The 24,480-nt window shown below is 41.3% G+C and carries 15 protein-coding genes, 1 tRNA gene, 1 pseudogene and 1 other annotated feature; of the genes and pseudogenes, 1 reads left to right on the top strand and 16 read right to left on the bottom strand.

Annotated elements, in window-relative coordinates; translation table 11 throughout:
• Positions 1 to 40: 40 nt before the first annotated feature.
• From T344_RS0105280 to T344_RS31890, 10 genes and pseudogenes are all read right to left on the bottom strand, one after another.
• Positions 41 to 5,584, bottom strand: coding sequence for a non-ribosomal peptide synthetase (locus T344_RS0105280; protein ID WP_027627835.1), 5,544 nt, complete (start codon positions 5,582 to 5,584; stop codon positions 41 to 43).
• Positions 5,585 to 5,607: 23 nt separating this feature from the next.
• Positions 5,608 to 9,039 (bottom strand): non-ribosomal peptide synthetase, encoded by a 3,432-nt coding sequence (locus tag T344_RS0105275; RefSeq protein WP_027627834.1) that lies wholly within the window; start codon positions 9,037 to 9,039, stop codon positions 5,608 to 5,610.
• Positions 9,040 to 9,094: 55 nt separating this feature from the next.
• On the bottom strand, positions 9,095 to 10,693 hold the full coding sequence (locus T344_RS0105270) for a (2,3-dihydroxybenzoyl)adenylate synthase (RefSeq protein ID WP_027627833.1): 1,599 nt from the start codon (positions 10,691 to 10,693) through the stop codon (positions 9,095 to 9,097).
• Between the two features lie 72 nt (positions 10,694 to 10,765).
• Entirely contained in the window at positions 10,766 to 11,521 is a 756-nt protein-coding gene (locus tag T344_RS0105265; protein ID WP_027627832.1) for a thioesterase II family protein, read from the bottom strand.
• Positions 11,522 to 11,736: 215 nt separating this feature from the next.
• A complete protein-coding gene (locus tag T344_RS0105260; RefSeq protein WP_027627831.1) occupies positions 11,737 to 12,249 on the bottom strand; it encodes a GNAT family protein in 513 nt (170 codons plus the stop codon).
• A gap of 41 nt (positions 12,250 to 12,290) precedes the next feature.
• Positions 12,291 to 12,632 carry a GNAT family N-acetyltransferase gene (locus tag T344_RS0105255; protein ID WP_027627830.1) on the bottom strand — a complete coding sequence of 114 codons (342 nt, stop codon included), beginning with the start codon at positions 12,630 to 12,632 and terminating at the stop codon, positions 12,291 to 12,293.
• A 302-nt stretch (positions 12,633 to 12,934) separates the two neighbouring features.
• Positions 12,935 to 14,395 carry a hypothetical protein gene (locus T344_RS0105250; protein ID WP_051571591.1) on the bottom strand — a complete coding sequence of 487 codons (1,461 nt, stop codon included), beginning with the start codon at positions 14,393 to 14,395 and terminating at the stop codon, positions 12,935 to 12,937.
• Positions 14,392 to 15,384 (bottom strand): hypothetical protein, encoded by a 993-nt coding sequence (locus tag T344_RS0105245; RefSeq protein ID WP_027627828.1) that lies wholly within the window; start codon positions 15,382 to 15,384, stop codon positions 14,392 to 14,394. Before T344_RS0105245 ends, T344_RS0105250 begins: the two co-directional genes overlap by 4 nt.
• 24 nt (positions 15,385 to 15,408) lie before the next feature.
• The gene (locus T344_RS27640; RefSeq protein ID WP_051571598.1) at positions 15,409 to 16,464 is read right to left on the bottom strand and encodes a RhuM family protein; all 1,056 of its coding nucleotides are present in this window, start codon (positions 16,462 to 16,464) and stop codon (positions 15,409 to 15,411) included.
• Between the two features lie 279 nt (positions 16,465 to 16,743).
• A pseudogene (locus tag T344_RS31890) lies at positions 16,744 to 16,932 on the bottom strand (DUF4368 domain-containing protein); the annotation flags it as partial.
• Between the two features lie 113 nt (positions 16,933 to 17,045).
• Here T344_RS31890 and T344_RS27635 point away from each other — a divergent pair.
• A complete protein-coding gene (locus T344_RS27635) occupies positions 17,046 to 17,492 on the top strand; it encodes an IS5 family transposase (protein WP_084331120.1) in 447 nt (148 codons plus the stop codon).
• Between the two features lie 210 nt (positions 17,493 to 17,702).
• Here the strand turns inward: T344_RS27635 and T344_RS0105225 are convergent.
• The 6 genes from T344_RS0105225 to ileS form a co-directional block, all read right to left on the bottom strand.
• Positions 17,703 to 17,777 (bottom strand) — tRNA-Thr (locus T344_RS0105225).
• Positions 17,778 to 17,938: 161 nt separating this feature from the next.
• On the bottom strand, positions 17,939 to 18,754 hold the full coding sequence (locus T344_RS0105220) for a Cof-type HAD-IIB family hydrolase (protein ID WP_027627827.1): 816 nt from the start codon (positions 18,752 to 18,754) through the stop codon (positions 17,939 to 17,941).
• 152 nt (positions 18,755 to 18,906) lie between these two features.
• Positions 18,907 to 19,539: a TraR/DksA C4-type zinc finger protein gene (locus tag T344_RS0105215; protein ID WP_027627826.1), complete on the bottom strand. Its 633-nt coding sequence runs from the start codon at positions 19,537 to 19,539 to the stop codon at positions 18,907 to 18,909.
• 20 nt (positions 19,540 to 19,559) lie between these two features.
• Complete coding sequence (locus tag T344_RS0105210) at positions 19,560 to 19,862, bottom strand: DUF5665 domain-containing protein (RefSeq protein WP_027627825.1); 303 nt, start codon at positions 19,860 to 19,862, stop codon at positions 19,560 to 19,562.
• Between the two features lie 154 nt (positions 19,863 to 20,016).
• Complete coding sequence (gene aroB, locus T344_RS0105205) at positions 20,017 to 21,096, bottom strand: 3-dehydroquinate synthase (protein WP_027627824.1); 1,080 nt, start codon at positions 21,094 to 21,096, stop codon at positions 20,017 to 20,019.
• Positions 21,097 to 21,155: 59 nt separating this feature from the next.
• Entirely contained in the window at positions 21,156 to 23,945 is a 2,790-nt protein-coding gene (gene ileS, locus T344_RS0105200) for an isoleucine--tRNA ligase (RefSeq protein WP_027627823.1), read from the bottom strand.
• A gap of 133 nt (positions 23,946 to 24,078) precedes the next feature.
• Positions 24,079 to 24,330 (bottom strand) — a binding site (T-box leader).
• Positions 24,331 to 24,480: the final 150 nt, after the last annotated feature.

Raw genomic sequence — 24,480 nt, 5'->3', positions numbered from 1 at the left:
TTTCGCTCACTTCTTCCATTAAATTGCACCCCGACGTTTTTCACTGATATATAAAATCCAGAATCTTATCCATGTTCTTTTGCAGGTTAGGTTCAATAATACAGTCAAAATGCTGGCCGGAAATTATATCATACCTGAAATTTCCTTTTATGTATGGCTTCCAGGTGTCTAAATCCTCTCCGAAAAATTCCCGGTAGAAGCTTGCTCCCTGCTGTTCACAGGAAAAGATCCTTACATTTCCGTAATAGGGTCTTGGCTGATGGCTTGCCACACAGCCGAAATTCTGTGCAAATATGTGAAACAGCGTATTTAGCATTTTACGTTCATGTTCCATTAAATCCGAGTCGGCCCTGTCTATTGTGGCATAGAGATTATTGAGTCTTTCGGATATGGGTTTACAGGATAATCTGCGGAATTCCTCTGCAACCCCCTCAAATTCCCCCCGTAAATTGCACAATGCTTCGGCGGTCACTTCACCATTGCCTTCCCGTACTATGTAATCTATACACTTCTCCATGGTTTCTTCACTTGTGGTATATCCGGCCTTATATTCGTCGGCATTGATGAGCTTTGCAAAGGTTCTTTCCAATAATAATTCATTCTCCAGGCTGGATTTCAAAGCCCTGTCGTAAAGCCTGTCTGTCAGCCCGCTGAAAGCAGTATTATCCTTGTTCTTCTGAATGGTGGCACTGATCAATGTCACATCTGAAACCTTGAGCCCGTATTCCCGTAAATATTCGGCAGCTTCCAGCGCTATCACGCCTCCTACACAGTGCCCCATCAATATGTAATTTGAATAGCCCAGCTGTTTCAAAATCCTTCCGTATTTTTTCCCCAGCAGCTTAAAAGTGTCCTGTGTTTCCATGGAAACATATTCGGCCTCATTTCCGAAGGAGAAGCCCAGTATGCTTTCATTTTCCCTGCTGTGCTTTTCAATATGGGAAAGTAAAGCCGTATATGCCGATAAGGTTCCGGTTCCGGCATGGAACAATACCTTTGCCACCGAATTCTTATTGGAGCAATTACTGTTTTTTATCTGTATCAGGGAAGGATCAACAAAACTATCCTTCTCATTGTGAAACTTGTGAATCTTTAAGGCAAGCTCCCTGACTGTGGGTGTCTGCATCATTTCAGTCAACAGGGCACTCCATTCCCAATCTTTGGCTTCCTCTATTTCTTCTACGGTCTTTCCCACCACCTGTGCTATTAAAAGAGAATCTCCGCCCACGTTATAGAAGTTGTCATCTCTGCCGATTGACGCTGCTTTCAGCTCCCTGCGCCATATTTCGGCTATCCGTTTTTCCAGATCTGTTTCGGGCATTTCCTTTTCATCCGGCGAGGAATTACTTTCACTATTCTCAATAAATGCCCTTATTTTTTTCATATCCACTTTCTTATTTTCAGTCAGCGGCAATGACGGCAATATGACAATATTGCCCGGGACCATGTATGAAGAGATTGTTTCCAGCAGATACTTCCTGACCTGGTTCTTTTCCAGCTTCTCATATTCGCTTCCGAACCTGGCAATATAAATTGTCTGACCGGACAAATCCAGTTTACTGTCCTTTTGTGGAAACTGGTAAACTATCCCTCCGTTATGCTTCTCAAGGATGTTTTCCCACTGGTCTCTTGTAAAGAAAGTTTCTTCTTCCATACGTTCATCTAAAAATCCGGTCAAACCATCCTTGAATTCCATGGAGGTGAGAAGCATATAACTCATCCGGGTTTCCTCCAGAATTATCATGCTTCCGTTTTCCACCAGCAGGTTCCGCAGGTTTTCCATAACATAGTGCACATCTTTTGAATTGTGCAGTACATTTGCGCACAGAATCAAATCAAAGGAAAAGGCATCATACCCCTGCAGTGCAAACTCCTTGTTTATATCGAAAATCCCGTATTTTACCCAGCCGTACTTTCCGAAGTTCTCCTGTGCCTTATTCAGAAAAAACGTAGACAGATCGGTAAAGTGATATTCCACATTACAACCATCCAGAGCCGGTATCAGATCGATTGAAGTTCCTCCTACTCCTGCTCCGACCTCAAGGATGCGGAATACCTTTTCCGGATTTTCCACATTGGATTTTTTGCACAAATACAGTATCTCCTCATTTGCGATTCCATTGTGCATCCTGTTTATCTTATTGTCATGGTATGCTGCCATTGCAGGCTTTACATCCCCCTTTGGGAACAACAGGTTCAATGGATTTTCATTTCCCTTGATCATTTCGGGAAGTAAATCACTGGATTCCTTAAGATAGTCAAGAAATTCCCTGCTGTAATTAAAGGCTTCTTCTGTTTTATAGAAATCCTCCCATAAGGCTTCTGAATCAAAATTATGTCGGTTTTCAACCAGCATGTAAGCATCGTCCTGCTCTTTGACAATTCCCTCTTCCACCAAAACCTTCAGCCATCTTTTTGTTAACTTGTGGAGCTTCTCCGGAATATTCATTATCCGGGTTATATCATCAAACCGGTATGGCTGATGCAGTTCCTGAAATATTCCGTATTTTCTGAAAACATTATAAATATCACTTATGACCACAAGCTCCGACTTTCTGGTCCAGGTTTCCAACAGATCCTCATCTATGCTTCCGGCATAGGATTTTCCTGTTGAGTCAAGCAGTTGGATTTCTTCTTCATCTTTTGCCGTTTCTCTGTGTCCGCTCTTCCTTTTAGGTGATATTACCGCATTGATTTTTAATTCCTCTGTTGGGTTTCCCACTGTCAGGGTAACCGCTGAATCCACTGCCGGATACTCCATCAAAGCCGCTCTGATTTCAGCCAGTTCGATTCTGTGACCATGTATTTTTACCTGCTCATCCCCTGCTTCCCTGCCTTTGAAGATAATGATACCGTCTTTTCTATAACAGCCCCTGTCTCCCGTCCTGTAAATCCTTTCTCCTGTTCCGGGCAGTGTGCGATACTTTTCCGCATTCAGAACAGCATCATTCAAGTATCCCGCAGACAGTCCGTCACCGCCTATATACAGATTACCGTCCACATAATCGGGACAGGGCTGCAAATGTTCATTCAGTACATGGAATTTCTGATTGGCCATAGGTCTGCCATAGGGTACGCTTTTATCAAAGCTCTCATTCTTTTTTATATCATAATATATGGACCAGATAGAGGCTTCTGTGGCGCCGCCCTTGCTGATCACCAGTGTCTCCGGGAACAGACCGTATATCCTTTGAGGTAAATTGGCTGGTATCCAATCCCCGGACAATATGACCACATGTAAAAATGTGCTTTTTCTTATACCGTCTGCCGACTCCAGATAATTTACTATCATCTGGGTTTGTGCCGGCACCGTATTCAGTACGCTTACCCTGTGAAGCAAAATCAAGTCGTATAAATATTTGGGATCTTTTATATTTCCCGGATTGGGCAATACCAGGGTTCCCCCAACCAGAAAACAGCCGAAGAGGTCAAACACCGACAGGTCAAAGGACAGGTTTGCCAGGCCTAAAAATACATCTGCCTCACCGATGCCGTACCGTTCATTCACATCAAAGATTGTATTCATAGCAGCTCTATGGGTGATTATTACTCCTTTGGGTTCGCCGGTGGTTCCCGATGTAAAAATGATATAGGCCGGACGGTCGTATTCCCTATCCGTTTCAAAGCACTCCAAACCGCCGTCGCACAATTTAATGCCTCTCACATTGACATTGTCACAGTCCTGCTGCAATTCAGGCTCTTCCCTTTCTGAGAGCAGCACTTTGATTCCGGCTGTATTTATGATTTTTTTCTTTCTTACATCCGGCTGTTTCACATCAATGGGTACATACGTTGCTTTCATCAGCAAGGCAGCAATTACGGCTGCTACCTGCCATTCATTTTTATCAATATTTATACCTATTTTATCTCCCGGTTCAACAGCTTTGGCTTTTAAAACCTCCGCTGCACTATATACATATCTGGATAATGCCCTGTATGTAAATTCACCGTCATCAGTTATTAGAGCCGTTTTGTTTGGAAAAGTCCCGAGTGAATTCAGGAAGCCCTCCTCCATCATTTGAGGGGCAAAATACTTCCGGGTGTCATTGATACTCTTTCTCACATTTACCGTGCTTTGAGGCAAAACCACCGGATAGGCCCCGGAAAATACCTTTTCTGTATCACAGTAAATCGAGGTTATTAAAGCGGAAAAACTCTCGAACATATCATCTATCATATGCTCTTCAAAAACTCCCTCTCTTACATCCCAATTTATTTTTGCACCTCCGTTTTCGTCCGATACCTGACAATCAATGTATACCTGGGGCGTCTGGCTTATTTTATATTCAATAGTCCTTCTGACTGTGGCATCATCATCATTTGCAATACCTACGGTACTTGTAAAAACAACCGGAATGATTATATTCTTTTTTCTTTCCCTTGTCAGTCTTCTTAACACTTCCACACCCGAGAGAGCATTGTGCTCCAAATCGGCCCAAAGGTCTTCCTGTATTGTTTTGACTCTTTCAATGAAAGGCTTTTTTAAGTCAAGATTAACCGATAGAACATTTACATCGGTGAAATCCCCGACTACTTTATTGATATCCTCAACAACCGGAGGTCTGTTAAAAAATGTGGTGTTTATGCAAAACTTGTGATTTGAAGACCAGAGTGACACCACCTCGGCCAGTGCAGACATCACAAGCACCGATGGAGTAATACTGCTTTCCTTTGCTACATTGCAAAACCTCCTCCAAATTTCTCCATCCAAAAAAATTTTTTTCTGAAAAAATTCATGCCCTTTTAAATTTATTTTTTTAAGTACCGGAAGCTCGGGCGCTTCTCCCATCTCCGGCAGTTTATTGTCCCAGTAGGCCCCGGCATTCTGCCGTTCCTTATTATCGGAAAGCTTGATATTATTCTGGTACGTTATAATATCCCTGTATAAAGTTGAAGGCACTATGGGCAATTCAGGCTTTCTGTAAAACTCCTCCAGATCGTTTAAAATGATGTTCATACTTAGAAAATCTGCAATGAGCATATCCAGTGAGAAGTGAATAACACTTCTATTTTCCTCCACACTGACAGCTACGTCACACATGGGCCATTCTCCCAGTTTATACTGCTTATTTGCAAGATATGTCCTCAGCTTTTCCTTCTCCAGGCTGCGGTGTTCAGACTTTTCACGTAAATCTATGGAAGAAATTTTTATATGAGGAACTGTTTCCTGCACAATTTGCCAGCCTGCCTCATATATTACCGCACGGAGCATGTCATGTTTTTGGATCACTTTATTCCATGCGGTTTCAAGCTTATCAACATCCAGAATTTCATCAAACACCACTTCCAGATATCCGTGGCAGGCCACTCCGCCTAGTTCATACATGTTATTTCTGCCGACAACGTAAGAATTCTGAATATCGGTCAGCGGGAATTTTTCAAACCTTGCCGCAGCATTATCTGTAAATGGAACATTATTTTTTTCATCCAGATATTTTAAAAGTTCTGTCTTATTATTTTTTAAAAGGCTTCTGGTCTCTTCAGTTACTGCACCTTTTGGAGCTTTGAACTTTATTGCTCCGTCTTCGCTCCAGATAACGATTTCTTTCTCCCGCAATTCCTCTATTAAATTTTTAATATCCATATTTCATCTCCTTGTAAAAGAATTTAAATCACTTCTACTTCAAAATTATTGTTCAATTTATCAATTTCCAATGCAAAAGCTTGTATAGTAGGAGCCTTAAACAATATTCTTACCGAAATATTAAAAGGAACATTCACTATGGCTTCGGTCCTGGTTACTATTGCAACTGCCTTTAAACTGTCTCCTCCCAGCTTGAAAAAATTATCAAATCTTGACAGTTTCTCTCTATTTAAAACCTCTCCCCATATTTTCCCGATTTCAACCTCCAATGGATTTTGAGGCGGAACAAAAATATTCGAATCCTTTTGTTCCTTCAAAATCCTGTGAATTTCCTTCTTATCAGGTTTCCCGTTCTCCAGCAACGGCATTTTATCGGAAAAATAATATTTTTCAGGTATCATATGGCCCGGCAGATATTTTTCCAGAGCACTTTTTAATTCCTCCGGTCCCAGCCCGTTTTTTTCTTTTAAAACGATATATGCTGATAACTGCCTGCCTCCCTGCTCTTCTATAACACACACCATAGAATCTGAAACAGACGGATTTTTTTCCAGAGCACATTCGATTTCTCCAAGTTCTATCCTATAACCCTTTATCTTGACCTGATTGTCCTTTCTTCCCAAAAATTCGATGGTGCCATCCTTCCATATCCTTCCGGTATCACCGGTTTTATACCATTTGATGGAGTCTGTCATGAATTTCCTATCGGTCAGTTCTTTATCCCCCCTGTAGCCTTTGGCAACTCCCGCACCGCCTATCCATAACTCTCCCTGTACATAATGGGGGCATATGCGCCCAAAATCGTCCATTACTCTATACACCTGATTTTCAAGTGCTTTTCCATAAGGAATGGATACCCAGTTTTCAGGAATTTCCCTGGGTACAATCAAATAATTTGACCAGATAGACGCTTCGGTAGCTCCTCCCATAGCAGCAACAATGGAATTTTCACTTCTGTTGTAAAATCTTGAGGGCAGATCAAGTGCTATCCAATCTCCTGAAAGCATTGCAACTCTTATATCAATTTTTCTTTCTTTCGCCTCGGCCATGGTAACCAGCATGTCAAAAAGCACAGGAACCGAATTCCAGATGCTTATGTTATATTTGTCTATAAGAGCAAGCCACAAGGCAGGGTCCCTGTAACCGGCTTCATCCAATATAACCAGGCTGCCGCCGGCTGAAAGCATTCCAAACACATCATATACCGACAAATCAAAATCAATTGCAGAAACCATGAGAACCCTATCTTCCTGGGTTATTCCGTATTTCCGGTTGATGTCATCTATTGTATTTACAGCACTTTCATGGCAGATTTCAACACCCTTTGGTACACCGGTACTTCCGGATGTCATTATTACATAGGCACTTTCTTTGGGCGAAACCGGAACCGGTTTCTTCAAGGATATTTTTTCTTCAGCCTCATCCATGTTTATTGTCCGGATTTCTTCACCGGCCAATTGGCAGTTATGTAATGTTTCAGTATTTGTAACAATATAATCTATTCCTATTTGTTCATATATTTTCTTTCTCCTGTCTTCAGGCTGGTTCACTCCAATGGGAACATAAACCCCGCCCGAAAACAATATTCCAAGCAATGCATATATCTGTTCACATCCTCGCGGAAGTGTTATTCCAACATAATCGCCAGGTTTAATCCCTCCTTTTACCAACAGATCGGCAATAGCCATAGCTCTATGATATAATTCACCGTAAGTGATTTCTTTTTGTGTAATTCCATCAATAACAGCAACACTTTCAGGTTTCTTTTCAGCATTTACCAGAAAATCAGTTGTCAGCAATTTGCCGGGATATTTCAGAGGAAGGATTTTATCAAGTTCGGCTTTACTTTGTTCAATCTGTTTTCCCGGCAGTACGTCAAAAACAGTATTCCAGTTATCATTTCCGGACAATGTATTTATAAGCCCCACAAGCGCATTGAACATATCATCCAGCAAACCGTCGGGATATAATTCATCCACCGCATCCCAGCACAAAATAAGTGAGCCGCCTTTGATATAGGTTTGAAAATCAAGCCATACCTGCGGTGTTTGGGATACCATATAGCTTATATCCCCAAAAACCTTACTGGATAAATCCGTTTCAAGAGGAGTGTCTATATTGCAGGCAAAAACCAGAGGAGCTACAAATCCCGTACTGCCCATTGCCTTGAACATATCCCTTTGCACATTTACTCCCGAATAACCGCAGTGAGCCACATTCTCCAAAAATGTATCCCTGATTCTATTCATAGTGTCCAGAAAGGCTTCACCGGCCTTTCTTTTAAACTCCACCAAAAGGAGATTTGTAAAGTCGGCAACCATACTCCTTATTTCCTCATTTTCGGTATTGCGGTCAAATAAAGGTATATTAATCAGAAGAGAATCCTGGTTGCACCATCGTTCCAGGATTAATGCATAGCAGGTAAGTAAAAACATTGACGGGGTGGATTTATGTTTGGCCGATATCCGTTTGATTTCACTCCAGGTTTCCCTGTCTATAACACTCTTCCTTCTGCTGAATCTTGTTTTTGACACAAGCTCAGGCTTTTTTGCCAGAGGAATATTGGGTATTTCAACCAACCATTGGGACATTTTCTTTTCCCAGAACTTTTTATCCTCGTTAAGTTCCTTTTCATTTATGTCCTTCTTCCTGTTTTCCATATAGTCCTGAAAGGTATATTGGACTTTTGGAATGAATTCTTTTCCCTCATATGCCTGGGCAAGATCACGAATAATGATGCTAAGGCTGGCTACATCGGCCACAAGCAGATCCACATCAAGAAAAATCCTTGTTTTTCCCTCAGGCAAAAGTGCCAGGGAAATCCCCGCAACTTCTCCCGCTTCAACTTTTAATTTCCGGTGTGACAATACACTTCTGAGAGCAATGAGCTCTTTTTGGGCAGCGGCCTGAGACAGGCTGCTTAAATTGAATATCCCGATATCTCCGGAATACGGTGAAGGCATGATAATTTGTTTTCCTGCTGCCAAAAATCTTGCTCTTAACATTGGATGATAATTCTGAATGGTATTCCAGGCCGCTTTCAGTTTCCGGCAGTCAACATTTTCTCCGTCTATCTCCAGATATGCATGACAGCCCACTCCCCCCAGAGGCTGTTCGTCTTCTCTTCCCACAAAATATGCATATTGCACATCGGTCAAATCAAATTCACTGTTTTTATTTACCTTTACAATTCCCTGGCTTTTATTACCTTGCCTTATGTCAGAGGCATGTATCAATTCAGTCCATTCACCGAGAGTAGGCTTTTCAATCAAGCCTGAAAACGGTATTCTCAGACCATATTTTCTGAGATTATTTGAAACCTGCATTATCATGATGGAACTTAAACCTGCCTCTATTAAATTCCTGTTTTCATCAAGCTCAGAAAGAGACAGCATTTCCAGAACTTTTTTATGTATAAAATCAACAACTTCCGTTTTTAAATTATTATTTTCCATATCCAAAAGCCTCTCCTTTACCTTTTTCTCCCTTAGCGGCCTGCAACACCTAAATTCATGGGTTGCCGCCTGCTAGTTCTCTCAATTTATTTCTATCTATTTTCCCAACTCCCGTAAGGGGCCAGCTGTTCACATAAACCATCTGATCCGGCAGTTTGAAGGCAGCCACATCCCTGTCAATCAAATAGTTTCTGATATCCTTCAAGGTCATTCTTTCTGTATCATCCAATATAAATGCGCAAATTCTCTCTCCCAGCAGTTTATCTTTTATGCCCACTACCTGAATCTCTTCTATGAGCTCATTTTTCAAAAGCAATTCTTCTATTTCCGACGGTGTTATCTTTTCCCCCGCCCTGTTAATCATTTCGGTCAATCTTCCGGCCACCTGATAATTGCCGTCTTTTAACCTTCTCGCCTTATCCCCGGTTTTAAAATAGCACTCCTCAGATATGCAAAGCTTATTAACTTCTTCGAGATTGTAATAACCATAAATTGTATAGGGGCCTCTTACTATCAGTTCTCCATATTCTCCGTCGGGTACTTCTTCCCCATTTTCATCCACAATTAAGACATCATCATATTGGGATATGGGCTTTCCCTGTGTATGGTATCTGGTGTAATCACTATCGTTTAAACCTGTACAGCATATGAGTCCTTCGGCTACTCCGAATATCTGCTGCAACTTGCAATTGAAGGTTTTCTCCACCTTTTCAGCCAGGTACGGGTCAAGTACTGATCCACCCACCTGGATCACCTCCAGAGACGACAAATCATACTCCTCGCCCAGTTCCAGAAATTCAATGCACATACTAGCCATTGCAGGCACAAGTCCCGTGATTGTAACTCTTTCTTCCTCAATTAAAGGAATTATTTCATCGGGGCTTGTAACATTGCATATGACTATACTTCCGCCGGCACTTAAGGTTCCCATCAGCCCCGGACAACCCAACGGAAAATTATGCGCCAGAGGAAGTGCTGCCAGATATACGGAGTTTTGAGACAGGTTGCACCTCTCTGCTGTTTGTTTTGCCACATATATATAGTCGGTATGCCTGCGAGGAATGAGCTTCGGTACTCCGGTCGTCCCTCCCGAAAGCAGGAATAAACCCACCTCTGCATGATCCACAGCCACAGTTTCGGATAATTCTCTGTCTGCTTTCAGTTCCTTTAATGATGTAAATTCGTCATTATGTCCTATCACTATTATTTTCAAATCTATCCCCGGTTCATTAACCATTTCCCTCGCCATTTCCTTATAATCAAAACCCAGATACCTGTCTTTAATGATATAACCCCTGGCACCTGACTTTTCCATTATCCCTTTGATTTCCGTTTTTCTTTGAGCAGGCAGTGCCATAACCGGAATAATACCTGCTTTGAAAAGAGCAAAAATTATCACAATGAACTCAATGGAATTGGGAATTTGCAAAACAACTTTATCCCCCTTTTTAAAACCATAACACCGAAAACCCTCTGCGATCCTTCCAGACTCATTTTCCAGCTGTCCATAGGTCAGCTGCCTTCCGCTTTCGGTGACAGCTGTATTGTCCCGGTACCGCTGACTCCACAAAGACAGCGCCTGACCCAATGCAACGGGTTCCCAGACATTTTCCCTGTAGAATTGTTCCAGTTTGTTTTTTGTCTGCATATTCATGGACTTATCCTCCCGTATCTGACGGTACAATCCCGTCCCCGTATACTTGAAACACTCTCTTTTACTGCACCTCTATGTATTGTTACAGCTCTGTCCATTTATAAAATCCCTTATTGCATCTATTGCCATTGCCCTGTATGTATTTATAAACATATGTGCACCTTCCACACTTTTATAAATGAATTCCTTATTTGTATATTCCCTCCAGGTCAAGAGTTCTTCCAGTGTTAATTCCGGATCAACTGTTCCCATTAACGCCAATACGGGACAATTTATTTTTTCCGCCGTTTCCCTTTGATAGGTTTCATCCATTTTGAAATCGGCTCTTAACATAGGCATAAATACGTCCATTAATGACCTTGTTCCCAATATCTCTTTTGGCGTTCCTGAAAATCTGCTTATTTCCCTGATGAAGTTAGCAGTGTCTAACTCATGTATAGGATTTTTCTCTTTGAAGCAGGGTGCTTTACCGGCCGATATAATGACTCCTTTTGGCTGATAGGGCAAATTACTTTTTTGGATAAGTAATGCTAATTCATATGCAACCTTTGTTCCCAGGCTATGGCCGAATAAAAAATACGGAATACCGTCATTGATTAAAGGTTTTATATCATTGAAAACTTCTTTTACCAGCAAATCCAGATTGTCAACAGGCTCCTCTTTTATCCGGTTCTCTCTTCCCGGATATTGGGCTGCCAAAATTTCAGTGTCGTCAAATTCATCCTGCCAATTTTTAAAAGCAGAAGCGCCCCCACCCGCATATGGAAATATAAAAATTTTATTTCTTTTTGGCTGCTGACAGGAAGCAGCAAAGTATCGGCTCTTCATAAAACACCTCGGTTCATTTTTATTATCATCAACCGCTTTTTCCATAGTCTGTCACTAAAACACCGTTTCATTATGTCCAAAAAAAATAACACCTTGAGTTAATTACTTCTATTACTTGTTTTACCATTGTTAAGCAATTTTACGGTTATTCCAATTCAGTTAGCCATTGCTAACTGCTGATATTGTATCATCAATGAAACAGCATTTCAATAGATTTATATAAATATTTTTCTCATATTAGTTAATTTCAGTAAATCATGCGCATTATCTTTTAGTGAAGCTTTTTTTAAGTCCTGTTTATTTGTTCCCTTGTCTGTTCCGATTACTTTTATGATTTCGTCCACAGGTACGTCAGCCAGCATAGCTATACAGGACTGCCCGCATAAATAACCTGTAGGTTCTTTTATATATTTTATTTCGTTAATTTTTCTTATGGGATTCTCAAGACTGTAAGGACTTCCCTTGACCTGCCTGGTTTGCTTTTGTGAATTACCGCTTCTTGGCGTTGGTTTCCTACTGTACTTGTCTATTCCGTCGGCATTGATACACTCAAAACTCATTTCCGATATATTAAATAATTCAATAAAGTCTTCTCGAGTCAGATAGTAACATGCCTTTGCATTAGGGTTATCCTGGCTATGTTTCGGATATATGCCGAAGAATTTGAATTTGCATTTCTCTATAACTCTTTTGGAACGCTGGTTAAAAACCTTATGTGAAACAGTCATAACGTCGCATTTTAAGCCTATAAAAGCTACTGCATTATCTTCTATACCGCTTCTGCGGCGATTCCCTGACCCCAGTATTCCTCTGCAAGCAAATACCCAAAGTCAAAGCATAAGTCTAAATTTTTAAATGCAACTTTGCTCATGCCAATAGAACCGATTATTTGTGGAAATGTAACTACTTTTAATGCAATTGCCCACTCGTCGGCCTCTCTTCGAATAAAGCTGTCTATTTTATTTTTTGCCTTTTTTTCGCTGTCAATCAAGTTCCAACCACCCGCAGAATTTATAATACGCTCATTTGATGCAAAAGCAAGCATATATTTTGCATATTCTACTTTCCACGGAAGAAGAATAAGACGATTTGTTTCCAATGTCGGAAGCATATTTTTCCTCCAGCTGCATTTTTATAAACAGACTTATTACAACATAAGTTTTCTCGCTGTAAATACTTGTAATTATAACAAAATTTGCCTTTTTTCACAATCTTAAATATCACCCAGAAGAGCTATTCAGCCGGTTACCATATATAACCGACCAATACTTTGGCTTGGACTTATGCAAATTATTCATGAACTGCTGCAACCAGCCGGTTGTTCGTAAGGTAGTACAATTATCATTTTGTTGAGGTCAGCAATACGATTGAAATTTCAATTGTGCAGACGGCACCTGCACTTTTATACTATTTTTAGAAGGATAAAAGCCTGTCTTTCAACTCTATGATGTTTTTGTTAGGAAAAGAGTAACTATTATATATGGAGGCAATAATGATTTGATGGTCTGTAAAATTCTCGGCAAGGATAGCCATCATTTCATTGATGTTCTCCATGCTCACTTCGCGTCCGCTTGGCGAGTCCAAAATTATAGGCAAGCAAACACCCGTGTGCTGTTGAATCAGCTTAACATACGAAATCTTGAAAGAGAAGACAACCTTGTGAAATATCGCTCCTGACAACGACTTTAAGTCATTGGTAAAAATGTAGTCGTTTCTTGCGCTTATAAATTTATCGTCTAACCCGAGCCGCACTGCATACGAGGAAATCAGTTCGTGCAGTTCTCCAATGAGCGGATTATCCTGCTTAACACTCTTTATTACCCTTTCTTCTAATGACCGTCTTTCTTTTTCAAGTTTATCAATTATCTTTCGGGTTGCTACGGCATCGACATTGATTCTGGTGATTTCAGAATCAAACTGTTGTAGGCTTGTTGTCACATTGACCAAGGTAACCCCTTGATCTTGCTGTGCTTTTAGAGCGGTTATTTTTCTATCGATGGCGGAAAGCTGCTCAAAATATATTTTCTGTTTTGCCACAAGCAAATCAGCATTATCTTCATAACCGATTAACGTCTCTTTGTTGACCGGCACCTCGTCACCGTTCGGGGCTTTAACCCTAAGCCTAAAAGAGGTGATGAACTTCTCAAAGCTCGTATTCTTGCGGATTACGCTTTTAATGCGAGATAGCTCTTCCTCGATTGGTTTCCGCTCGCAATACAAGACTTCCAGCGTGTTTTCAATATCGTCTGCCGGAGAATCGATAAAGGCGGTTTCTCCAAGCTGATTGATTTCGGCTTTATAAGCCGCCACATCAACCATATGCTTATATTTCTGTATCTCGCGTTTGACGACGGCAAGTCGTTGTGCCAGCTCATCGTTTGTCCGATTTGATAGACCACGAAGCAAAGACTCAATTGAAAAGTGAATGTTTCCTATCGCTTTGCCACGGTTTAACAATGTCCAGCCTTTTTCTTGATCAACATAAAAAGCTCCGAGCAGGTTATCGACTACTTCGAGATTGGAAATACCGAATACTAACGAGTGCAATTCATTCTGCTCAACAGGAAGCGAATAGCCCTTTTCAACCCCGTCTTGTAGAACCTCAATGTAATCCCTATTTCTCGTCAGCACAAAAGTGGCGTTATTTGCTCCAACGACCGTCAGGACGGTTTCATAGTCGGAAAAGCGAATCCCGCGAGTGTTTGGTATGGGATAACCCAAAGCGTACATCATCAGCCGAAGCAGCGTTGTCTTGCCGACGCTGTTTTTTGTGCTGAAAATAATGTTTACATTTTCCCCAAACGAGAACACCTTTTGGTCATCGCTCAAAAGGGTTAGTTGTCTGGCGTTAACCTGCAATGAAACTATTCTCATAATTTCACCTTGCCTTTAATTTCCGTAATAACCTTGCGGCTTCTCAGAACATTGGCTATCGTGAGGCGAATAATCACCTCTTCGGTTGCTGTGTCCGCACTCTTTAGGTCGAAACTGTCTTTGTAATTCTGCCAGCTTTCCTCGATGAATTTCTGGGTTCGTTCCTTTGACTTCATCTCTGGATTATAATCTGAATAATCACTCAGGATGCGAGACACAAATTCGAAACGCTCGCTGTTGTTGTTGATAACACCTCTGTATTTCTGGAGTATCTCGGCGACATCACTATTGTCATAATCCTCGAGTTCGGCATCATCTTCTCCCACCTCACAAAGGATTGCGATAACCGGCCATACCATCCGCTTTTTTGAAATCAATGTGGATAATTGGGTCGCGTTAACGGCAAAGGAATGCTGCCATAGGGTGAGCAAAGTGTCTGTCGATATTTTATGCACCCCAAGGTTATTCAGAAACTCAGTGGTCAGAGAGGTAAGAACTTTATATCGCTCATCATCATTTTCGCCATGGAACTGCATAACGCAAACCGTGAGCTTCGCTGTATCAAAATCATAACCTTTCGACGAGCAGATGTCGGTTATGGTTTGCTGACAGGCGGCAGGCAGTTCCGCGAAAGGCACCGTATTAAGAGGGCTGCTGAATTTGAACATCGTTCTTGGGTCGTTAAACGGGTTAGGCGAGTTTGTGACGAAAACAAGCTGTTCGACATTAGACAGTTTTGCGGCGTTATTAAGGGTTCGTAACCCTGCCTCTAATTTCTCTTTGACGTGACTGGTATCGTCAGGCGTTGCGACCGCCTTCACCTGCGACATCAGCATTTTCCCGTCAGCAAGTGTTATTTCAACATCTTCGGTCTGCCCTTCAACTTTGACTTTGGAGGCCCTTTCCATATTCTTAAGCATCAGCATAATTGCCGCATTGCTCTGAAAATCCCAGCCAAAAGCAGATGCCGATGCGTTCGATGATTTCATTTGGCGCCCCTCCTTTCACAAAACTTACTCGTTCTTATCTGATTCACCTTTCAGATATTTGGACATCTCTTTATCAAACTGCGAAATATATTCTTTGTCCTGTCGTACTCGGAATTGTTCATAAATTTCCTCAGCCTTTTTTACGGCATCCTCATGTGACACTTTACCTTTCCCTTCAAGGACTCTTCGGCGGTTATTCTGCAAGAAATTATCTGTTTCTCGAAGCCAGTCTGCCATACTCATCGGGATTTCATCTTCTGCCATTAACTCTGCATAGTCAATGAACATTGTTACGATTCGGTTCATACGTGAAAGTTCTTTTTCATTTAAATAATTCTTTGCAATAACCACATCTTGCTTAATGATTTTTCCACCCGGCGCCGCCTTCCAAGTGGTCAGTCCCATTGACGGATGCTCAGGCTCAACTCTCTCGGCAATCAATTCTGCTGCGGTTTTACCTGTTATGGCATAGTGTAGTTTGTTCTGAACAAAGGCATAGAACTCCCGCGTTAGGCTGCTGTTTTTATCATAATCGAAGCTACATTGTTCGAAAACGTCAGCAATCTTCTGATAAGCTCTCCGTTCACTGGCTCGAATCTCACGGATACGTTCCAGCAATTCATCGAAGTAATCCTTGCCAAAAGGGTGACCATTTTTAAGTAGTTCATCATTCAAAATAAAGCCTTTTTGAATATATTCATGTAGAGTTTTTGTCGCCCACTGGCGGAATCTTGTGGCTTTCTTTGAATTGACACGATACCCAACAGCGATAATTGCGTCAAGGTTATAGAAGTCTACTAATCTTGAAACCTCACGGCTACCTTCAATTTGAACTTGTGCAAATTTTGCACAAGTTGAATTCTTGTCTAATTCTTCTTCCTCATAGATATTGGAAAGATGCTTTGTTATAACACTCCGCTCTATTTCAAACAGATCCGCAATCGCTTTTTGCGTCATCCAAAAGTTATCATCCTCAAAGCGAACTGAAACGGTCACTTTACCGCTGTTTGTAGTATATAAAATAATTTTATCTTCATGTTCCAATTCATTATCCCCTTCCGTTATCTCTAGTAAAATCATACCATGTATCGAACGTACGTTCAATATATAATAATCCTCAACAAAACAAAAATTCAATATTTAAACCCCTCGAATTCGAGGGGTTTGCCCGTTCCAAAAAAGTTCCTCTATTCAGATAAATTATACCAAGATATTCCTCTATTCACAATCCGGATTCTATCCCGCAAGCTCTTTCGCCACTCCTCTGGCTTCTACTATCAGCACATCATCAATTTCAACATCCTTCGCCATTGCCATGACCATCGGCAGCCCAAACATCTCTTTCATCTCCACATACCCGATGAATTTATAATGGATATCCACCCGCTGGCTTTTGCTGCCGTCAGGATTGTCCGTCTTTTCATATACAACAATTTTCTGTATCAGTTCATTTAGAATGTGCGTATTGAGTTCATTGATATCAGTATACTTCTGTATAATCGGCAGGAATTTATCAATGTTTTCATACGCCGACTCAGCGCGGGTAATCAGTTCGGTGAGATGATTCCGCCGCTCCTTAGTCCTGACTGTTCTTCCTCATAGCCTTTAGACATGACTTAGCGTTGATGGTTGTATGACAAAAGCACCATTAGCCGAGGAATCTGTCGGTCCAAATCCAACGAATCGGGGGAAAAAATGGGAGCAAGCGTCACCTCCTCGTCGACGGGAGAGGCGTTCCCATAGCCTTAGTGATAAGAGGAGCCCAAAGGCATGATGTTTCACAGTTGAAACAGGTTCTAATGTCCATTGTAACTGAGCGGCCCGAACCAACCGCAGACAAACCCCAGCATTTATGTGCTGATAAAGGCTATCACGGCGAGCCTTCACTGGAAACCGTGGTATTACGAGGGTATATCCCTCACATTGTAAGCCGTGGAGAAGAAAAGAAGAACAAGGAGCAAAATCCAAACTACAAAGCACGTCGCTGGGTAGTGGAAGCCTGTCATTCATGGTTAAACAGGTTTCGGAAGCTCTTGATTCGGTTTGAGAAAACAGATATTGCATACCGGGGACTCCTTTTCTTCGCCTGTGCAATTTATTGCTTTTAGAAAAGCTGATATTATTTAGGGATAAGCTCATAATCCATAGCAATAAACTCCTGTCGAAGTATGACAGCATTATTATACATCTCTCAAGCGAACAATACAAGATTCATTATCCTTTTACTGGATACGAAACTCACATCAGCACTTGTCACTTTACTAGTTACGAATGAGCAACAAAAAAACGTGTAGCCATTGAAACTACACGTTTTTCATTGGAGCTGGTGAAAGGAATTGAACCTTCAACCTGCGGTTTACGATACCGCTGCTCTGCCATTGAGCCACACCAGCATATATTGAGGACGGGACTTACACCCCCGGTTTTATATATTAAATGGTTTTAAAAATGACACCTAATCTTATCAGCAATCACAGACCTGATGATTAAGAATCACCAGTCTGAATCAAACAAATTTATATTAACATGAAATTACTATTAATTCAATTCTAAATTATAATCCCGGAATTATTTTATGGATAATTTCATAAATGGCATGGCAGTCATTACTGACAGTAATCATATCTGCTGCCATTTTGACGTCTTCACTGGCATTTTCCACTGCTATTCCCACATCAGCCAACTTTATCATTTCAATATCATTATCATAATCTCCCACCGCTATTATGGTTTTGTCCCTGAAATGCTCCAATTTTCTCATGCTATGTAATGCCGAGCCCTTTGAAATACCCTTCTTTAGAATTTCCAGATAAAATTCGAAAGAAAAAACATTATCAAAACTTACACTTAGCCCGAATTTTTCCAAAGCCCTTCTAGCTTCCAGAAGTTTGTCACGTTTATCATTCAGTATCAATTTAAACCAATTGTTTTTCAGCATCTCATTTAATTCCGAGCTGATAAACGGCTGTTCTTCCCGTAACACATATTCATCCACATTGCTTTCTGGAGAAACCGTATACATTCCCTCGGGAGTAAAGATTTCAATCACCATCTGATCAAAGGTGTCCAGGCAATAATTTATGTAATCAACCAGAAGTTCCTTTTCAAGATACTCCGCTCCGAGGATCCTCTCATTATGGAAATCATAAACAGCGGCGCCATTGTAAAGAATGCATGGACCATTGAGTTCCAGATTCTTTATAAAGGGCCTTGTATTTTGAATTGTTCTCCCGGTGGCTATGGCAAAGCGCCCGCCTTGTTCAGTGAAATAATTGATTGCTGCCAGGTTCTGTTTTGAAATTACATGCTGTGAATTAATCAGTGTACCATCCAGATCACTAATAATCAGGTATTTGCTATAATCGTTCATCCGTACCTCGTATGTATAATTTCTAGGAATATTATCATTATAACAGCTTTGTGCCATAGAAGCAAAATCCTTTAAAAGTACGCGCCTGAAATTGCAGATGAAATGGATCACTTATGATGAAATGCACTGATTTCAGGCGCGTACTTTATAGATTACGGAAGCTGGTCCTTGTACTGCTGATTGGAAATCTTGTCTATTTCCTCCACAATCCCCTGGTTGTCCAGCTCATTGGTATAATATTCTTCAAAATCGGCATATCCCCCCATATCCTGAGGTGAATCCGATGAACCGTATTTTAAAACATCGTTCAGCATATCCATACCCTCAAATTCATCATCCTCCTGTTTATTAAGATACTTTCTTCCGAAAGGAGAATCAAATATTTCACCATATTGCTGATCGGCAGTATTTATTTCTTTAGCTTCAAGATTCATTTCACATTCGTAGCACAAGCCTGCACTGGGCTTTGCGTTAAGTCTTTCGAAATCTATCTCCTTTTGACAGTGCTCGCATATTCCATAGGTGCCATTGTCAATTTTTTTCAGCGCTTTTTGAATATCATTCAGCTTTGTCTGTTCATGAACCTTCAGTGCCATATTCAACTCAAGTATATACAGCTCAGTTCCGTGGTCTGCAGGATGATTGTCATAATTGGACAGCTCTGTTGGATAATGCTCGCTCATATCTGCATCACCGTTTTCATGCATTGTTTTGATTGTATTTATCATTTGCTTTTCCTGCTCTTTAAGTTTTCCCTTTAATTGGTCTAATCTATATTTTTCCATATGGCCGCCTCCGTAATATTTTATCTGACGTTGCGCATACTGCTTTGGACTATCTTTACAATTTCACTAATAAACTCTCCAATATAAGGTAGATTATATTGAACTATTTTATTCAGTATATAAATGGCCACGGCGCCTAAAAGTGTAAAACCTATTGCAATACCAAAGCCCCTTGCCATTCCGCTTATAAAGTTAGCCCATAGCATCTTCCTGGGATGCTCCAGAAAATAAACATAATCAACAAATTTCATTTTTTCCATTTTCAAGGACATTTCATCGATTTTTTTATTCAAAGAATCGAGAAGTTGATTATTGTTTGACATCTGCAAGACTAACTCCTTTCTTTTGTCATTTCTTATAACATTATGTTTGTTTAGTTTTACTTTATTTATACCTTGGGTAAAAATAACTAATGCATAACAAAAAACAGCCGGAAAACTTTTCCGGCTGTTTAAAATTGCTAACTTATATATATATTTATTTAGCAAGATCGAATAATACTTTTCTCAACAATCCGGTATCCTCTATGGTACACTGGAATACTTCCCCTATTTTCCTCGGAAGTATGAATTTCAGCTTGTTGTCCTTCACCTTTTTATCATAGAATATCTGATCAAAAACCCGGTCAACATCCATACCCGGAAGCGATACGGGAAGTTCCAGCTTCACAAGCATTGCCTTGACCTGATCTACAACCGACTCCGGCAGAATATCCATATACCTTGACAGTTTGAAAGCTCCCACCATACCTATGGCAACACATTCGCCATGTAAAAGTTCAAAATTCCGGGCAGTTTCAATAGCGTGACCTATTGTGTGGCCTAAATTCAAAACAGCTCTCAGGTCGTCCTCCTTCTCATCCTGTTCAACGACACTGCCTTTTATTGACACGTTTCTTTTTGCCAGAAACTGAAGGACATTTTCGTCAAAAGCAAAGATTTTTTGAGCGTTATAGTTCAGATATTCGCAGAACTCTTCATCCATAATAAAACCATGTTTGATTACCTCTGCCAGCCCTGCCGACACTTCACGCTTCGGAAGTGTTTTTATGGTATTGACGTTCATATATACCAGCTTTGGCTGATAGAAAGCTCCAACGGCATTTTTGTGTCCGTCGAAATCGACCCCTGTCTTGCCCCCGACACTGCTGTCGGCCTGTGACAGCAATGTCGTAGGAATCTGGATGAAATTAATGCCCCTCATGTATGTAGCGGCGGCAAAGCCTGAGATATCTCCGACCACGCCTCCTCCCAAAGCAACCAGTGAGCTGCTTCTATCCAGTTTGTATTCTATCAGCTTTTTGTATATTCCGTAAACGGCGTCAATAGTCTTGTGCTCTTCGCCGGAAACAAGCACGTGCTTATATACTTCAAACCCGCTTTCTTCAAGTCGGCTGATACATTCCTCCGAATGAAATCCGTCCACGTTTTCATCGGTGACAATCATTACTTTTTTACCGGTCCTCAAGGATAAAACAGCTTTGCCCAATTCATCAAAATTTGTTGTTATACAAATCGGATAGCTTCTTTCCTTTAAGTTAATAGTATGTCTAATCATTTTACACTCCATGTCCCATATGTACGGGGCCAGGTATACCCGGCCCTGTATCTGATGCATTAATCAATTACTTCCGAACATCTCCTGCAAAGTGTGGGATGCTTTTCATCTTTGCCTACATATTCACTGTACATCCAGCATCTTTCACATTTTTCCCCGGTCGCCTGCTCTACAGCAATTTTTATGCCTGGCATTTCTTCACCGTTCTGAACCTCTGCAGGTGCTTCCTGAAGCTTTTTGAGCTCGACATCGGAAATTATGAATATTGTTACCAGTTCCGCTTCGATGCTCTTTACGAAATCGTAATCGGCTCCATCGGCAAATATTGTCACTTTGGCATTCAGGGAGTGTCCAATTATCTTGTTGGCCCTTGAGACTTCAAGCGCCTTTGAAACATCCGAACGAAGGGCAAGTATCCTATCCCATTTTTCAGCCAAAGCAGTATCTATATATTTTTCATTGACTTCAGGCCAGCTGTTGAACTGAATGCTTTCAATATCATCACCGGCTCTGTGCGGCATAAACTGCCATATTTCCTCTGTTGTGAATGCCAATACGGGAGTGAGCATCCTTACCAGAGCCTGGAGTATTTCGTACATTACTGTCTGCGCAGCTCTTCTTTCCTTTGAATCCGCCTTTGATGTGTAAAGTCTGTCCTTTATTATATCCAGATAGAAATTACTCATGTCAACAACACAGAAATTGTGTATTGCATGGAACATCATATGGAATTCATATGAGCTGTAGGCATCGTTAACCTTTCTGATCAGGTTTGTCATCTTGTACAGCGCCCACCTGTCAAGCTCGTTCATCCCGCTGTAGTCAACGCTGTCGGTGTCCGGGTCGAAGCCGTTAATATTACCCAGGATGTATCTTGCGGTATTCCTGATTTTCCTGTAAACTTCCGAGAGCTGCTTCAACAAGTCCTTTGATATCTTTATATCAGTGGTGTAATCGGAGGAAGCAACCCAAAGCCTTAATATGTCGGCACCGTATTCTTTTATAACATCAGCCGGATCAATACCGTTGCCCAGTGATTTTGACATCTTTCTCTTTTCTTCATCTATGACATAGCCGTGAGTCAGAACCTTCCTGTAAGGAGCACCTCCTCTTGTAGCCACAGATGTCAAAAGTGATGACTGGAACCAGCCGCGGTGCTGGTCGCTGCCTTCCAGGTACAAGTCCGCAGGCCATGCCAGTTCGTCTCTTTCCTCCAGTACCGCTGCGTGGCTGGAGCCGCTGTCAAACCAAACATCCATGATATCGGTCTCTTTTGTAAATTCCCCATGCCCGCAGGAGCATTTGGTATCCTTCGGCAAAATTTCAGATGCCTCAAGGGCATACCATGCATTTGAACCCTTTTCTCTGAAGAGATCAGCAACAGCTTTGATACTTTCGTCGGTTATCAATTCCTTGCCGCAGTCTTTACAATAGAATATGGGAATAGGTACTCCCCAGATTCTCTGTCTTGAAATACACCAGTCTCCTCTGTCCTTAACCATATTGGTTATTCTTTCCTGTCCCCATTCAGGAACCCATTTGACGGTCTTTATAGCCTCAAGGGCATCGTCCCTGAAGCTGTCTATTGATGCAAACCACTGTTCGGTAGCACGGAATATGATGGGCTCTTTACATCTCCAACAGTGTGGGTACTGGTGGGATATTTTTTCAGAGGCCAGAAGCCTTCCGTCCTGTGTCAGTCTTTCTATGATGGCGGGATTTGACTTTTCATAATACAGGCCTGCAAACGGTCCCGCTTCCTTTGTCAGGTAACCTTTGCTGTCAACAGGCACCACTGTGGGTATCTTGTATTTCTGACAGACGATAAAGTCCTCGGCACCGTGTCCCGGAGCTGTGTGAACACAGCCTGTACCGGCTTCAAGGGTTACGTGGTCACCCAATATGACCAGTGAATCCCTGTCCAGGAAAGGATGCTTGCATACCATTCCTTCAAGGTCTTTACCCTTATATTTCGCTACAGTCTCATATTCGGCTATGCCTGCTGCTTTCATGGTATTTTCAACCAATTCTGTCGCAAGTACATAGTATTCACTGTCAGCCTTGACAATTGAATATTCATAGGCTTCATTCAAACATACCGCAAGGTTTGCAGGCAGTGTCCAGGTTGTTGTTGTCCATATTACAAAGTTTACCTTGTCCTTATCGGCTATTCCTCCAAACAGTCCCTTGTCATCCTTAACCTGGAATTTAACGTATATTGACAAAGTCGTGTCGTCGGCATATTCGATTTCGGCTTCTGCCAGGGCGGTTTCGCAGTCAGGGCACCAGTAAACAGGCTTCAGGCCCTTGTATATATGCCCCTTCTTGCACATTTCTCCGAAAACTTCTATCTGCTTTGCTTCAAACTCAGGTTTCAAGGTGATATATGGATTTTCCCAGTCAGCTCTCACCCCGAGGCGTTTGAAAGCATTCCTCTGGATGTCCAGGTATTTCATTGCAAACCCTTCGCAGGCTTCTCTGAACACCACTGGGCCCACCTCATGCCTCTTGAGACCCAATTCCTTTATTGCTCTCTGCTCTATGGGAAGTCCGTGTGTATCCCAGCCCGGCACATACGGAGTATAATAGCCTGCCATGCTGTGATATTTAACAACAATATCCTTTAATATTTTATTTAAAGAAGTACCCAGATGGATTCCGCCGTTTGCATAAGGCGGCCCGTCATGCAATATAAAAGCAGGTCTTCCCTTAGCCTTTTCAAGCTGTTTATGATAAATATCCATCTCTTCCCATTTATTCAGGAATTCAGGTTCTCTCTGCGGCAGATTTGCTCTCATTGGAAAGTCTGTCTGCGGCAAATTCAAGGTCTTTCCGTAATCTTCTGACATTTACAATACCTCCAAATTTAATTATTGATTTCATAGTTGATTTAACCGTGCTGATGCTTCGGTGTTCAGACAGAAGCAAATTGGTTTCCTGGCAATAATAAAGCCCCGTTCCCAAAGCCAATGAAGTTGGCTCTTAAGGGACGAGGCTGTTTTCGCGGTACCACCCAATTTATTTTGTCACATACTAATAATCCTGACATAAAAATTAAAACGTGACAATAATCACTTCATTCTATAACGGCTCGTCACCGGCACACCTTACCTACGTTTCATTCAGGCTGCAACTCATGGATGATTTTCAAAAGCTTGAACCTGTGAACTCCCACCAAATGCTCACTCTCTTTGAAGCCAATTGCCTTCTACTCTTTCCAGTCATCATATTTATAATATTATCTTATTTATAAGCCGATTTATTGTCCATAGTCAATAAAACCAACTTTGTAGTTTATAAATTATCATACATCAACAGAAAATATTCGTCAAGGCCAAAGCTATGCTTTTTATGTGCTTTTTTATATGTTTTTATTTATTGTAA

Source organism: Ruminiclostridium cellobioparum DSM 1351 = ATCC 15832 (assembly GCF_000621505.1).
Taxonomy (GTDB): Bacteria; Bacillota; Clostridia; order Acetivibrionales; family DSM-1351; genus Ruminiclostridium; species Ruminiclostridium cellobioparum.
Note: the sequence above shows the minus strand (reverse complement) of the source record. Positions and strands in the feature narration are given on the sequence as shown.